Genomic DNA, 14,331 nt, shown 5'->3' on the forward strand with positions numbered 1-14,331 from the left:
TATGTCTGCTGTCAAATCTGTACCACCCAAACCTCCCATCGCCAAAAAATCATGGGGCGAGGCGGCGAAAGCCTATCTTGATCGGCGTGCTATGATCATGCTGTTTTTGGGTTTTGCGGCTGGTATTCCTATTTTGCTTATTTTCTCCAGCCTATCGTTATGGCTGCGTGAGGCGGGATTTGATCGCAGTGTAGTGACGACCTTTAGTTGGGCGGCATTGGGATATTCGTTCAAGTTCATTTGGGCGCCCTTAGTGGATGCGGTGCCGCTACCGATATTGACTAGATTACTGGGCCGTCGTCGTAGTTGGATTTTGATTGCACAGCTCTTAATTATTTTGGCGATTTATATGATGGCCAGCATCAATCCGACCGATGAGAGCAGTTTGCACTATATGGCCATGGCAGCGGTGCTGTTGGGCTTTTCATCCGCCACGCAAGATATTGTGGTCGATGCCTATCGTATTGAGCTTGCCCCTGCGAGTTTTCAGTCAGTATTGTCGGCAATGTATACCGCAGGCTACCGTTTAGGGATGATTTTTGCAGGCGCAGGTGCGCTCTATTTGGCAGATTATTTCGGTTCGACCGAAGAGTTTTATAGTTACGAAGCATGGCGCAATACTTATTGGATCATGGCAGCAGTGATGGGCGTAGGTGTGGTGACCACGTTGATAATTCGGGAGCCTGTGAGCGAGCAGATACGTATTGATCGTCCCGCCTCTGACTATGCCCGTTTGGTACTGGTATTTGTATTGTCGGTCGCCGCTTTTATCATTGCTTTTGTCAATGTTGGTGCGTTACTGCCAGAGACAGACAGTGTGATGTTTGCCTTTGTACTCGAAGTGGTTCACCTGTTAGCCAGCTTACTGGTGGCATCGGTTGTGGGTTACCTGTCTGTCAAAGTGGGCGTGGTCAAACAAGAAATGGCTTATACCACTTGGGTCGAACCAGTCGTTGATTTTTTCCGTCGTTATGGCAAAAAAGCATTATTGCTACTGGCCTTGATTGGGTTATACCGGATTTCTGATATCGTCGCAGGGGTCATCTCGAATGTCTTTTATCAAGACATGGGTTTTAGCAAGACAGACATTGCCAATGCTGTGAAACTGGTTGGTGTCATCATGGTTATTGCGGGTGGCTTTTTGGGTGGTATTTTGGCTCAAAAACTGCGTATGATGCAGGCGATGATGGTCGGTGCCATCTTGGCTTGTGTGACGAATTTATTATTTGTCCTGCTCACTTACCATCCTGGTAGCTTGCCGCATATGTACGTGGCAGTGATTTTTGATAATCTAGCGGCAGGCCTTGCCAGCGCTGTATTCATTGCGTTCTTGTCTGCCTTGACCTCGATTCGTTTTACCGCGGTACAGTATGCTATTTTCTCCTCATTAATGACGTTGCTACCTAAGGTGATGGGTGGCTACTCTGGGGCTATCGTTGACAATATGGGCTATCCATTTTTCTTTATTTTCACCTTTGCGATTGGTATGCCAATTTTGATCTTAATCTACTTGGTCGATAAACACATTGTGATTGGTGATAATGATGACATATATGGTGATGACAAACTAGCGAAAGCAAATCCAAACCTGACCGATACCAATGAGCCACCGCGCGCTTCAGAGTAGCATTGGCAGTACTTTTATCTTTATTTACGATATCTTTAAGAGTGACTTATGACCGCATTGACCATTCGTCAAATAAAGCAGCAAATTGGCCAACTGACGAATGGTGAGACAAATCGTCAGATACCATCGTTTTGGCCAACGGATTGGCTGCTATATGTTATTGATAAACCTTCACTATTTTTGATTACTGACGAAGATTATCAGCTGACAGAAAGTGAGCAAAGACGGTTTTATACTGGTATGGTTAAGATGCAAGAAGGGACGCCGCTCGCTTATTTGACGGGTCAGCAAGCATTTTGGTCGCTGAATTTTGTGGTCAATGAGCATACTTTGATTCCCAGACCCGATACCGAGGTATTGGTCGAGCAAGTATTGAATTGGATCAATGCTCAGCCGGTATCTAATCCTCATAAGCGCTTACTTGATTTGGGTACAGGCTCAGGTTGTATTGCTATCAGTCTGGCTCATGAATTAAAAAAAGACAATTGGCAAGTGGTCGCCGTTGATTTGTCGCTTGAGGCGCTCGATATTGCTCGGCATAATGCGGATTTTAATGGTGTCACTAATATTGAATTTATCCAAAGCAGTTGGTATCAAGCGTTACCTACTGATGACGAATGTCGGTTTGATGTGATTGTCTCAAATCCGCCTTATATTGATGAGGCAGATGAGCATTTGGCGGGACTAACCGCTGAACCGATCAGCGCGCTGAGTGCACCCAATCATGGTTTGGCTGATATCGAGCATATTGTCCAGCAGGCACCGTCTTATTTGTGCAAAAAAGGACTGCTGGCTATCGAGCATGGCCATGACCAAGGGGTTGCGGTTCGACGGTTATTTTTGGAGAATGGTCTTGAGTCAGTACACACGGTACAAGATTACGGTGGTAATGATCGTGTCACAGTAGGGCAATATCCATAAATAGGCTTTATGGATAGACATTTTTAATTATAGGTTGCAAAAAATATGGCAGACGATTTGGCACAGCTATCTGATGATGAGCTTCTCCGTTATGCACGGCAAATACTACTCGACGGTTGGGATATGGATGCTCAGCTGCGATTAAAGTCAGCACGCGTGGTGATAATAGGCGCAGGTGGCCTTGGTTGTCCAGCGTCTGAGACACTGGTGCGTGCAGGGGTTGGTTATGTGCATCTGATTGACGATGATGCGATCGAAGCGAGTAACCTGCAACGGCAAACGCTGTTTTTGCCAGAAGATATCGGTCAGTCCAAAGCGCTGACAGCAGCGGCTATGCTGGCACGCATCAACCCTTTGATAGAAGCTTACGGCACCGTGGCGCGGTTAGATGAAGACAATGCTTATGAGTTGCTCAATCTAGCCTCTGGTAAGCCAGACTTATTACTAGACTGTACGGATAATTTTGCGACTCGTGACGTCATCAATCGCATTAGCGTCCATTATCGGATTCCATTATTATCTGCCTCGGCAATTGCGATGCAAGGGCAGCTGGCGCTGTTTGAGCCACATCTGGACACAGGTTGCTATCATTGCGTGTTTGGCGCGCTTGTGCATGATGAGGTTGCCGATGAGCGTACCTGTGCCAATTCAGGTGTGCTTGCGAGCACCACTGCGGTTATGGGTAACCTACAAGCCAATACCGCCTTGCAATATTTGGGATTAACCAAAAATCCACTGACAAATAAGCTGCTTATATGGGATGGTAGGCAGATGCAGCAGCGGCTGATGGGTTATAGAAAAGATCCAGAATGCCCAGTCTGTAGCAGCCCTGATTGAATACTATGTCTTTGATATATTTTTAGTCTATTTTCGAAATTATCTATTTTCAAATCCTTTCTATTACCATAGTTGTTTTTTATGAAAATTCATCGTCCGCATTTGTTAAAGCATACCTTTAATGTCGTCAACCGTGTTCGCCAAACCGCGAGTGTCGCAGGCTTATCTGCGCTAAGAGTGGCAAAAGGGGAAAAACCTGATGCAATGCTACTCAAAGAAACCTTTGAGCAGTTAGGCACGACTTATATCAAAATCGGTCAGTTTATCGCCAGTACACCCTCGCTGTTTCCACGTGATTATGTTACTGCTTTCCAGAGCTGCTTGGATCAAACCACGCCATTGTCTTATGCTTATATCGAGCAGGTGCTAAAAGAAGAGCTGGCGACTGATGGTATGAGCCTTGATGATAAGTTTGCGCATATTGACTCAGAGCCGCTAGCCTCTGCCTCTATCGCTCAGGTTCATGCTGCCCGTCTGCATAATGGTGATGAAGTGGTGCTAAAGGTACAAAAGCCTGGCGTCGAGACGATTATGCAGACCGATTTGGGCGTATTGCATGGCGTGACCAAGCTGCTTGAAATAGTGATGCCATCGATGAAGTTCGCAAGTATCGCGCCAATTATCGATGAGATTCGCCTGCGTATGCTTGCCGAGACGGATTTTATCGCTGAAGCACAAAACATCCGCGATTTTCAGCAGTTCTTAGCCGTCTCAGGTAATACTCGGGTAGTGGCACCAACAGTGTATGACGATCTGACCACCAAGCGTGTATTGACGATGAGCCGCCTATATGGGGTTTCTATGGTTGATGAGTCGCTCATGCGTCAGTATTGCAGCGATCCTGCGCAAATCATGGCAGATACATTAAACACCTGGTTTGCCAGTCTTATGCTGTGCAATAGTTTTCATGCTGACCTGCATGCGGGTAACTTGATGCTATTAACCGATGGACGTATTGGTTTCTTAGACTTTGGTATTGTCGGTAAATTAAAAGCCGAGAGCTGGCGTGCGTGCATGGGTATGATGCAAGCGATGCAAGACAGTGACTATCAAGCGATGGCACGTTATATGATTGACATGGAAATGACGCATGGTGGCAATAAAGTTGATGTGGTTGCCTTAGGTAACGATCTAGAGCGCATGATGATAACGATCATGGCAGAAGATAAGACCTTTACCAGCGGTGTGCCTTTTAACAGTAAAGAGCAAGCTGACGAGCTCAATAAAATGATGCTTGAGATTGTCGAAGTTGGCAAACGTCATGGTATCCATTTTCCACGCGACTTTGCTTTATTGACCAAGCAGATGTTATATTTTGATCGGTTTATGCGTACGCTAGCCCCTGACATGGATATGTTTAGCGATCAGCGTGTACAAATGCTAGGACAGGATACGATAGGGACAACCACGTTAGATGTATTGTAGGGTTTGTTTTTATTTTATGATGTCCCAATAGCTCTAATAACTGTTTGACTCCTACTTATTTTACTATTGCTTTTAATTATCTAACACAAAGGATTGTGTGCTAATTGCCACAAAAATGGCGCTGTCATGATGACTGCTATTAAAAGCCGTGTCGCTCCTACCATCACCAATGAAGCGGCCATTGCCTGTATCGGTATGTACTGTTTGGCAGTTGTCATGGGCTATGGACGCTTTCTCTTTACCGCCACTCTACCTGATATTATGGTGCAATTGTCACTATCAACGACGATTGCTGGCTGGCTAGCATCAATCAACTATATCGGTTATTTTATCGGTGCCCTCATTGCTATGTTTGTGCCTCAGCGTGCGACATGGCAGGCGATGACGCTTTGGGCAATAATCAGTGTTGTCACAACAATGCTACTCGTTATACCAAATATGTCGCTCACGTTATGGTATATCATTCGCCTAATCGCAGGCATTGCAAGCGGGGTAGCGATGATATTGAGCTCATCGTTTGTGATTCAAAACCTGAGCCCCGAGCGCCGTTCTATACTCTCGGCCGTACATTATGCAGGTATTGGTGTTGGTATTAGTGCTTCTGCCATTGTGACATGGTGGCTTCTAACATTGGGCTATCACTTTGATGTGATTTGGCTGGTTGCAGGCTGCACCAGTTTACCGCTGATATGGCTCCTCTACGCGATAAAACCCAAACCAGTAGATAGTTCAGTATCACAGCGGACCGACTATGATCAGCACGTGTCCGTTTATCAGAGCTATTTGAACTTCAAACGCTCTTTATATGAAGCGATTTCTGGACACCATAAAGCGCTTGCTTTGCTTTTTGTCAGTTATATATTGGCAGGATTTGGTTATATCAGCTCAGCAACTTTCCTGCCCGTTATGGCAGCGCAGCGCTTAACGACACAGACCTATGCTGGATTGATGATTTGGTTGGTGGTTGGTGTTTTTGCGATGCTATCAAACCCGTTATGGGGTGCGCTTGCCAAACGTATCGGTGAGGTAAAAACCCTAATGGGTCTCACGGTATTACAAGCGTTTGGCATGTGTTTGCCTATATGGTTTGATGGTGCGCTTGGATTATACGGCAATGCTATTATTCTAGGGTTGACCTTCGTCGGTATGGTATCGATGACCCTCACGTTGTTTAAAAACATCAATCCTGCTTATTCTAATTTACTGATTGCATTGGCAACGCTCGCCTATGCGCTAGGGCAGTTCTTGGGACCTTTGGTGACGGTAGCATTGGCAGGAGAGGATGGCAATTTCAATGCAGGGTTACTGGTCGCTGCTATTGGGTTGATGATTGGACTGATTTTGATAATAATGTTTCGTAGACAGTCACCAACGCTCGCTTAGCATTTTTAACGCCATGAGCGCTCTATACGACGCTACGGCTGAATACCTCCCGCAGCTCAAAACTGGTATGTACTTGAGCAACGCCCTCAATACGATTGAGGCGATGCAATAAAAACTCCTCATAATGTGCCATATCACGCACTCTGACTTTAATCAGATAGTCTTCTGTACGTCCTGTGACAATACTACAGCTCACGACTTCCTCAAAACTCTGAACGCTACGCTCAAATTGCTCAAAACGCTCAGCCGTATGACGATCCATACTGACGGCGATAAACACGGCAAGCGGATAGCCCAGTTTTTGCGCATCGGTTTTGGTATGGTAGCCTGTAATGATATTAGCGTCTTCTAAGCGTTTAATACGGCGGGCACAAGGGGTGGCAGAGAGATTGACACGCTCAGCAAGCTCCGTAATACTCATACGTGCCTGCGTCTGTAACAAGCGCAATAATTGCTTATCGATGTCATCTATATCTATTGTGCCCATACTTCTAAAATGACTTTCTGGCATTTTTAGTACCTCAATAGTGAATTTAGTTGATTGTAACTACTAAATTGGGTTTTTTCACTAAAATCATAGAAAATAAAGTAAAAAATAGCAGGTTTCTATTCGCTAAACTTTGCTATTATTATGGTGTAACTACTCGTTATCTCGTATGATAAATACAATTCTAAACAACAGCTAATCATCTAGCTAAACATACAAATAACCATATCATCTAAGGATTGATTATGTCTGACCAAACCACGCCTACGGCAGTCGCAAAGACTGCAAAGATTACACCGAAAAATGCCGCTTTTGACTTCCGTAAATACCGTCCATTTGCCTTTGCGCCATCGCTGCCAGATCGTACGTGGCCGAGCAAAACAATTGAGAAGTCGCCAATATGGGCAAGTGTAGATCTGCGTGATGGTAATCAGGCACTGATTGATCCAATGACCATTGAACAAAAAATGCGCTTTTTTAAGACCTTAGTAGAGGTGGGTTTTAAAGAGATTGAGATTGGTTTCCCGTCAGCGGCGCAGGTTGAATTTGACTTTACCCGTAAACTTATCGAAGAAAACCACGTACCGGATGATGTGACGCTACAAGTATTGGTACAAGCACGTGAGCATTTGATCGCCCGTACTTTTGAATCATTAAAAGGCGTCAAACGCGCCGTCGTCCATGTCTACAACTCAACCAGCCGTGTACAACGCGAAAAAGTCTATGCCAAAAACAAAGACGAAATTAAAGAAATTGCTATCACTGGCGCCAAACTACTGAAAGAGTATGCGGCCAAATACCCTGAGACAGATTGGGTGTTCCAGTACTCGCCAGAGAGCTTTAGTCAAACAGAGACTGAGTACGCAGTAGAAGTTTGTGATGCGGTTTGTGATGTGTGGCAGCCACAACAAGGCCAAGAGGTGATTTTTAACTTGCCAGCGACTGTTGAAGCATCTATGCCGAATGTCTTTGCGGATCAAGTAGAGTATTTCTGCCGCAATCTTCCTCAGCGTGAGCATGTCATTATTAGTCTTCATACTCATAATGACCGTGGCTGTGCTGTAGCCGCAGCCGAATTGGGTGTTTTGGCAGGTGCAGATCGTATCGAGGGCACGTTGCTTGGTAATGGCGAGCGTACAGGTAACATGGACATTATGGTCATGGCCATGAACTTGTTTAGCCAAGGTATCGATCCCGAGCTTGATTTTAGCAACATGAGTGAAATCGTACAGGTCGTGAGCGAGTGCAATAACTTACCGCTACACCCGCGCCATCCTTATGTGGGTGAATTGGTCTTTACCGCCTTTAGCGGCTCACATCAAGATGCCATTAAGAAGTCACTCGATTACAATGAAAACAACCAAACTGAGACTGACAACGTGTGGGATGTGGCCTATTTGCCAATTGATCCTGCGCACATTGGTCGTAGCTATCAAGATGTAGTACGTATCAATAGCCAGTCGGGCAAAGGTGGTGTTGCGTATATCTTGCAGCGTAATTATGGCTTTAACCTACCACGTTGGATGCAGATTGACTTTAGCCGTGTGGTACAAAAGCAAGCGGAAGCGGTTGCCCGTGAATTACAAAATGATGAAATTTTACAAACCTTTGAGGATACCTACTTGCAGCAAGGTAAGTTTGAGTTACTAGATTATAATGTCAGTAACAAAGGCGGTGAGGTGTATTTCAGCGGCCAAGTCCAGATGAATAACGACACCATTGATATCGATGGTACGGGTAATGGTCCATTATCATCGTTTATCGACGGTCTTGCACAGCATACGGGTAAATCATTGCATATTATTAACTATGCAGAGCATGCCATTAACCCGCATCATAATAGTGGTAACGGTATCGATGATGATACCAATAGTGATAATAAAACCAATGCAAATGCCGCCGCTTATATTCAACTGAATGTAGATGGCGAAGTGTACTCTGGCATCGGTACATGTAGTAGCACGGTCTCAGCCATGCTAAAAGGGGCGTTATCAGCCTTTGCTCAAGCATTGAGTGTAGCAGCTGCTTAGTATTAGATAACTATATCGTAATACTTTACTGGTCTTGATTTCATAAATATATAACACCGTAGCTCTTTGTACTCAACAAGCAAAGCTACGGTGTCATTTTTTTATGAGTAGAAAGCGACTAGATTATCGGGCATTATCTTACTTCAACGTCACTACTGACTAAGGTTTTGCTTATCGTTTGGATTAAGGTATTTTGCCCAATAGCATAATGTTACTTGTGTTTTTGGTGTCTACGACTTACGCTAATGTATATAAAATATTATAAATAAAAGGTTAATCATGGAACCTATATCATTTGCTTCATTTACATTGGCATCTATTCTGGCTTCATTGCCAGTGAATGGTGAGACAGTTACTGAGCCGACAATCACTACGCATATTAGTCCAGCCATTACAGGACAGTGGGAGATAGATTTAAACAGTTCTATCACCATGACCAAAGACGCGAAAGCTCAGCAAGCGGCATCATCGAATAGTCTGCAAAAAAACAGTTCAGAGCCTAAGGTGGTAGCTGATATGGACGGTGGCATAATCACTCAAAGTGAAGCGCGCATCGTGAACGCTGACCCAACAAGCCGCAAAAACTTAATGGCATCCGTAAATAAGTCAAACCAATGCCGTGAGCTATATAATTTTGGCGCGGACAATGAGATGTGGGCGGTCAGTGGCAAAGAGTGGACATACGGTCGCTATCTAGTCACACACCGCGAAGAAGGCCTGCCCGTCATCGCTATCAAGACGATTTATGATAATAACGAAGTAGACTGCTCAGGCAACCAAGTGGATCAAAGTGACGAAGCGTTGATTGCGTTTTTATACCATGATGGCAATCAGATGCAGTGGTGTGCTGATCCTGACGGTACAGAGTGCTTTATGACTTTTAATAGAGTATTGCCATAATAAGTGGCTTGTATCATATTGCACGAGTTATTCGACATCTACTAAGCATAAAAAAGCCGCTATATCGATAGCGGCTTTTTTTGTGGAAATTGATTTTTATGGGAAATGACTACTGTCCCAGTCAGTACGAGTAAGCAAACTACAGCTTAGCGCTGTTTTGATCTATGCCTCTTTCTCGGCTTTGTCTGTGTTTAGAAGCTCTCTTTCGAGATAATGAATGTTTTGCGCTTCCTTGGCAAAATTATCATCTGACAAAATCACATCACGGTGTAGCGGTATATTGGTTTTGATGCCTTCAATGATCAATTCATCTAATGCATGTAAGGTTTTAGCAACCGCTTGCTGACGAGTTTGACCATGGCAGATAAGCTTACCAATGAGTGAATCATAGTAAGTCGGTATCTCATAGCCAGGGTATAGATGTGAATCGAATCGAACACCTGCGCCACTTGGCGCAAACAGTTGATTGACAGTACCAGGGCAAGGAACAAAAGTTGCTGGATCTTCAGCATTGATACGGCACTCAATCGCGTGGCCTTGGATTTCAATCTCACTTTGACGATAAGATAAACCATAGCCGGCTGCAATTTTTAGCTGTTCAACCACGACATCGATACCAGTAATCATCTCGGTTACTGGATGTTCAACCTGTACGCGCGTATTCATCTCAATAAAGAAAAATTCATTATTCTCAAACAAAAACTCAAACGTACCAGCGCCGCGGTATTTTACAAGCTCACAGGCTCTCACACAGGCCTTCAAGATAGGTTCGCGGACATCATCTGGGATATCTGGCGCAGGCGCTTCTTCTAGTACCTTTTGATGACGACGCTGCAATGAGCAATCACGGTCATATAGGTGGATGGCATTACCATTGCCATCACCCAGTACCTGTATTTCTACGTGGCGCGGGTTTTGTAGGTAGCGTTCCATATAGACGGTGTCATCACCGAACCAGAGCTCAGCTTCTTGCTTAGCAGCCTGCACTTGACCGACCAGCTCATCAAAACGTTCAACCACACGCATACCACGTCCACCGCCGCCAGAAGCCGCTTTAATCAATAGCGGAAAACCAATATTACGTGCCTGTTCTTCAGCATTGTGCAGCGTAACGGCACCCACAGAGCCAGGCACGGTTGGTACGCCCGCTTTTTTCATGGCGTTGATCGCAGAGACTTTATTGCCCATCAAGCGAATATGGTCAGCGTTAGGACCAACGAAGGTCAATCCTGCTTCTTCTACGCGCTCAGCAAACTCAGCATTTTCAGACAAAAAACCATAACCGGGATGAATAGCATCCGCGCCAGTGATTTCAGCCGCCGTTAAGATGGTATTGATATCAAGATAACTTTGATTGGCATTAGGCTTACCAATACAAATTGCCTCATCAACAAAGCGCAGGTGCATCAAGTTGGCATCAGCAGTAGAGTAGACGCCTACCGTTTCGATACCTAGCGCTTTACAAGCTCGAACGATACGCAGGGCAATCTCACCTCTATTGGCAATGAGCAATTTTTTTATCATGGGTTCATCCTTGTCGAAGCATCAGTTATTGACCAAGTTTTGATATCTAGCATCCTGTTATTTGACTTTGATGCGATACCTATATCAAAAACCAGCCATAATGAAATAAAGTATGGCAAATATCGTTACGCTTTATAACGTATGACAGGTTGGCCGAACTGTACGACTTCAGAATTATCTACCAAGATTTCGTCAACAATACCGCTTTGAGTCGCTTCAAGAGGGTTCATTATTTTCATCGCTTCGATAATACCTAGAGTATCACCCGCTTGAACTTTTTGACCAACTTTTACAAATGGTGGGTCGTTAGGACTTGGCGCTGAATAGAAAACACCAACCATTGGCGAGTTTTCGACGCTACCCGCTTTTTCCGCAGGTTTTCCTTCAGCAGCAATAGGCGCTGCGCTAGCAGTTGGTGCGGCCATCATGGTGGGTGTAGGCGCATCATAGTGACGAGTCAAGCTAATATGCTCATCGTCTGAACTGATTTCTAAATTAACCAGTTCACTTTCTTCCATAAGGGCGATGAGGGTGCGTATTTTTTCAATATCCATAGTTTTTATCTGACCTTGTACTAAATTCGAAAATAGTGTAACTAAATATTGTCTAATTAGTTGCTAATGATACCTAGATTCAGAGTAATGAGCAATCAATGTACAGTTGTTAACTGAGATTTTTTACATATTTTGACGTAAGCCATCTTTTTAGCAAGAAATCATCTACGATTTATCATAGTCTATGTGACCATATATCGCTAGCAATGGTTATGAGGTGTGACGTTTTAATCAATCAGTTTCAACCCCACAGCGCGGTTAAACGTCTTTGCTGATAGCGCAAACGAAGGGTCAATAGAATAGAAGATAAGAATAGGCCAGTGATTAATGCCATCCAAAAGCCTTGAGCGCCAACATCAGTGAAACGCACTAAATAGATACCCAGTGGTAGCGCCACTAACCAATAGCAAAAAAGCGTGACCCACATCGGTATGGTGGTGTCTTGCATGCCGCGTAATATACCAGCGACATTGACCTGCCAGCCATCAAATAACTGATAGGCAAGGGCAAAGATGAGCAAGTGCATCGACTCCGCTCTAACCGCTGGATTATCGGTAAATGCTGCTGCCAACTCTGGTCTAAATAGCCATATACCAAGCATACAAGTGAGCGCAATCAATACGGTCCAGACAAGTCCAGTTGCTTGTACTTGACGTAAGGCTAAGAGGTTTTTTTGACCATAACGATTTGAGACCATAATCGTGAGTGCCATCGCAACAGATATCGGTATCATAAACAGCTGTGACGTCACTGATAACGCTACTTGGTGTGAGGCTGTTGCAAGCTCTCCGAGCGGACTGATAACAAGAGCGCCCAAACTAAATAAACTGGCCTCAAAAAAGATAGAGACACCAATAGGAATCCCCAATTTTAGAAGTTTTTTGATCTGTGTGCGATTTGGACTCGCAAATCCATAAAAAAAGCGAGTGCTGGCAAATTCCCGCCGCTTGGTGACGCTGGTATAAGCCGCCAGTAACAACACATTTATCCACAATACCAGTGCTGTTGCCACACCGCAGCCTGCGCCGCCCATCTCGGGCATGCCAAATAAACCATGGATAAAAATATAGTTCAGAGGAATATCTGCGAGTAGACCGACAATGCTAATAACCGTCACTGGCTCAGGTCGACCAAGCGCTTCGCAATAACTGCGTAACACAGCATAGACAGCTAATGCAGGGAAACCAAAAGACACACCATGCAAATATTGTGTTGCTATAGGCTGAATATTCTCAGGCACACCCATGATGCCAAGGACATTGGGTGCCAAATTGACAACAATAAAACCAATAAGGCCAAGAGCGCCTGCTGTCCACAAAGACTGCTGAGTAATATGAGGAACATGGTGATGCTGATCTTGACCGACAGCCTCACCAATGAGAGGGGTGGTGGCAATCAACACACCTGTTGCTAATAAAAACAGCGGTAGCCAAATGCCAGATCCAACTGCCACGGCCGCCAAATCAAGCGCAGATACTTGGCCTGCCATAATGGCATCGACAACCCCAAGCGCTGCTTGACAAAACTGAGTAATCAAGATAGGGAGGGCGAGTACCCCTAAGCGTAAGCTGTAGCTTTTAAAATCTCTGAAAGATAATGGGAAAACCATGGTGAGCAACTTTTTATTCTTTGCGGTAATTGTTATGAAAGTAGTAACGATGAACAAGTAAATATCGTCGTCAATTCAATATTGACACAGTATGAGAAGAGTCGTGCCGACGATGATACTCCGACAAATAATATGAGCAAGCTTATACAGACGGAGTCAGAAAATAAAAGTGAAGGCACTAAAATAAAAATAACCCGTCAATCCAAGCAGTAGATTGACAGGTCATATACATATAAGATGGTAAAGAAGCCAGACTATGATGTCAACGATTTAGAAGCGCTATATGAATATTCATCTTAGGCTTGTTTTACCTTGGTATTGATAATCAGTAGATAGAGGGTCGAGCTAATCGGTGTGTTCTGGCAGGAGTTCGAGTGTCTCGGCCATGTTCATAATCGCGTGCCAGTGTTTGGGCTCTAATGGAATGACCGTTAATTGCTCGCAGCCCTTTCTCAGCAGTAAAGAGTCCTCAAGCGCAGGCAAAAATTTCAGCGCTGATAACGGCAACACCTCTGTAAAAGCTTGCTCAAAAGTGAGATCCACCATATACCAGCGTGGTTCTTCTTCGGTTGCAATAGGATCGTAATGGCGATGCTCAGGATGAAACTGAGTGGGGTCAGGGTAACCTGCTTGACTGACCGTCATAATACCAGCCACACCAGAGGGTCTTGCGCTAGAATGATAAAAGAATACCTGATCACCAACCTTCATGTCGTCGCGCATAAAGTTGCGAGCGCGGTAGTTACGGACACCATCCCAGCTATCTGTACCGAGCCGTTGTAAATCGTGAATACTAAAAAACTTTGGGTTTGATTTCATTAGCCAATAAGCCATATGTCTTATCCTTTGCTTCATGTTTAAATTTAATATTATCAGGGTGGTTTTTTATTAAGCAGATTTCAAGCGCGCCGCAAATGTAACGGTTATATAGTGAATTCAGTATAAAAACGATACAGTGTGACTGGGATAAATTTTTCGCAGCATCGAGCAGCGTAGGCACAGCACGCAAGGAAAATTTAGACCAGTTCCACCTT

12 protein-coding genes are annotated in these 14,331 nt (G+C 44.5%); 7 read left to right on the forward strand and 5 right to left on the reverse strand.

Translation table 11 applies throughout. The features are described 5' to 3' along the window. Position 1 precedes the first annotated feature (1 nt). The 5 genes from BLR43_RS04275 (at position 2) to BLR43_RS04295 (ending at position 6,193) form a co-directional block, all read left to right on the forward strand. Positions 2–1,627, forward strand: a complete 1,626-nt coding sequence (locus tag BLR43_RS04275; RefSeq protein ID WP_071001435.1) for an AmpG family muropeptide MFS transporter — start codon at positions 2–4, stop codon at positions 1,625–1,627. Between the two features lie 48 nt (positions 1,628–1,675). After that, positions 1,676–2,548 carry a peptide chain release factor N(5)-glutamine methyltransferase gene (gene prmC, locus BLR43_RS04280; RefSeq protein ID WP_071001436.1) on the forward strand — a complete coding sequence of 291 codons (873 nt, stop codon included), beginning with the start codon at positions 1,676–1,678 and terminating at the stop codon, positions 2,546–2,548. A gap of 45 nt (positions 2,549–2,593) precedes the next feature. Beyond that, positions 2,594–3,385 carry a HesA/MoeB/ThiF family protein gene (locus tag BLR43_RS04285; RefSeq protein ID WP_071001437.1) on the forward strand — a complete coding sequence of 264 codons (792 nt, stop codon included), beginning with the start codon at positions 2,594–2,596 and terminating at the stop codon, positions 3,383–3,385. 81 nt (positions 3,386–3,466) lie between these two features. After that, positions 3,467–4,810: an ABC1 kinase family protein gene (locus tag BLR43_RS04290; RefSeq protein ID WP_071001438.1), complete on the forward strand. Its 1,344-nt coding sequence runs from the start codon at positions 3,467–3,469 to the stop codon at positions 4,808–4,810. A 126-nt stretch (positions 4,811–4,936) separates the two neighbouring features. Then, positions 4,937–6,193 (forward strand): YbfB/YjiJ family MFS transporter, encoded by a 1,257-nt coding sequence (locus BLR43_RS04295; protein ID WP_093069056.1) that lies wholly within the window; start codon positions 4,937–4,939, stop codon positions 6,191–6,193. A gap of 22 nt (positions 6,194–6,215) precedes the next feature. On the opposite strand, the gene BLR43_RS04300 is transcribed toward BLR43_RS04295, so the two are convergent. Beyond that, complete coding sequence (locus BLR43_RS04300; RefSeq protein WP_071001440.1) at positions 6,216–6,704, reverse strand: Lrp/AsnC family transcriptional regulator; 489 nt, start codon at positions 6,702–6,704, stop codon at positions 6,216–6,218. 221 nt (positions 6,705–6,925) lie between these two features. Here BLR43_RS04300 and leuA point away from each other — a divergent pair, with 221 nt between their 5' ends. Both leuA and BLR43_RS04310 read left to right on the forward strand, forming a co-directional pair. Then, on the forward strand, positions 6,926–8,710 hold the full coding sequence (gene leuA / locus BLR43_RS04305; protein WP_071001441.1) for a 2-isopropylmalate synthase: 1,785 nt from the start codon (positions 6,926–6,928) through the stop codon (positions 8,708–8,710). A gap of 279 nt (positions 8,711–8,989) precedes the next feature. After that, positions 8,990–9,610 carry a hypothetical protein gene (locus BLR43_RS04310; protein WP_071001442.1) on the forward strand — a complete coding sequence of 207 codons (621 nt, stop codon included), beginning with the start codon at positions 8,990–8,992 and terminating at the stop codon, positions 9,608–9,610. 162 nt (positions 9,611–9,772) lie between these two features. On the opposite strand, the gene accC is transcribed toward BLR43_RS04310, so the two are convergent. From accC to BLR43_RS04330, 4 genes are all read right to left on the reverse strand, one after another. Further along, a complete protein-coding gene (gene accC / locus BLR43_RS04315; RefSeq protein ID WP_093069062.1) occupies positions 9,773–11,134 on the reverse strand; it encodes an acetyl-CoA carboxylase biotin carboxylase subunit in 1,362 nt (453 codons plus the stop codon). Positions 11,135–11,259: 125 nt separating this feature from the next. Continuing rightward, the gene (gene accB, locus BLR43_RS04320) at positions 11,260–11,688 is read right to left on the reverse strand and encodes an acetyl-CoA carboxylase biotin carboxyl carrier protein (RefSeq protein ID WP_071001444.1); all 429 of its coding nucleotides are present in this window, start codon (positions 11,686–11,688) and stop codon (positions 11,260–11,262) included. 241 nt (positions 11,689–11,929) lie between these two features. Then, positions 11,930–13,297 carry an MATE family efflux transporter gene (locus tag BLR43_RS04325; protein ID WP_093069064.1) on the reverse strand — a complete coding sequence of 456 codons (1,368 nt, stop codon included), beginning with the start codon at positions 13,295–13,297 and terminating at the stop codon, positions 11,930–11,932. Between the two features lie 345 nt (positions 13,298–13,642). Continuing rightward, the gene (locus tag BLR43_RS04330; RefSeq protein ID WP_093069066.1) at positions 13,643–14,131 is read right to left on the reverse strand and encodes an EVE domain-containing protein; all 489 of its coding nucleotides are present in this window, start codon (positions 14,129–14,131) and stop codon (positions 13,643–13,645) included. Positions 14,132–14,331: the final 200 nt, after the last annotated feature.

It is taken from the genome of Psychrobacter pacificensis (genome assembly GCF_900101915.1).
Lineage (GTDB): Bacteria > Pseudomonadota > Gammaproteobacteria > Pseudomonadales > Moraxellaceae > Psychrobacter > Psychrobacter pacificensis.

What these genes read in the sequence shown, in the direction of transcription:
- BLR43_RS04300 (WP_071001440.1), bottom strand. Translation starts at nt 6,704, where the DNA reads ATGCCAGAAAGTCATTTTAGAAGTATGGGCACAATAGATATAGATGAC.
- BLR43_RS04310 (WP_071001442.1), top strand. Translation starts at nt 8,990, where the DNA reads ATGGAACCTATATCATTTGCTTCATTTACATTGGCATCTATTCTGGCT.
- BLR43_RS04325 (WP_093069064.1), bottom strand. Translation starts at nt 13,297, where the DNA reads ATGGTTTTCCCATTATCTTTCAGAGATTTTAAAAGCTACAGCTTACGC.
- BLR43_RS04295 (WP_093069056.1), top strand. Translation starts at nt 4,937, where the DNA reads ATGATGACTGCTATTAAAAGCCGTGTCGCTCCTACCATCACCAATGAA.
- leuA (WP_071001441.1), top strand. Translation starts at nt 6,926, where the DNA reads ATGTCTGACCAAACCACGCCTACGGCAGTCGCAAAGACTGCAAAGATT.
- accB (WP_071001444.1), bottom strand. Translation starts at nt 11,688, where the DNA reads ATGGATATTGAAAAAATACGCACCCTCATCGCCCTTATGGAAGAAAGT.
- BLR43_RS04290 (WP_071001438.1), top strand. Translation starts at nt 3,467, where the DNA reads ATGAAAATTCATCGTCCGCATTTGTTAAAGCATACCTTTAATGTCGTC.
- prmC (WP_071001436.1), top strand. Translation starts at nt 1,676, where the DNA reads ATGACCGCATTGACCATTCGTCAAATAAAGCAGCAAATTGGCCAACTG.
- BLR43_RS04275 (WP_071001435.1), top strand. Translation starts at nt 2, where the DNA reads ATGTCTGCTGTCAAATCTGTACCACCCAAACCTCCCATCGCCAAAAAA.
- accC (WP_093069062.1), bottom strand. Translation starts at nt 11,134, where the DNA reads ATGATAAAAAAATTGCTCATTGCCAATAGAGGTGAGATTGCCCTGCGT.
- BLR43_RS04330 (WP_093069066.1), bottom strand. Translation starts at nt 14,131, where the DNA reads ATGGCTTATTGGCTAATGAAATCAAACCCAAAGTTTTTTAGTATTCAC.
- BLR43_RS04285 (WP_071001437.1), top strand. Translation starts at nt 2,594, where the DNA reads ATGGCAGACGATTTGGCACAGCTATCTGATGATGAGCTTCTCCGTTAT.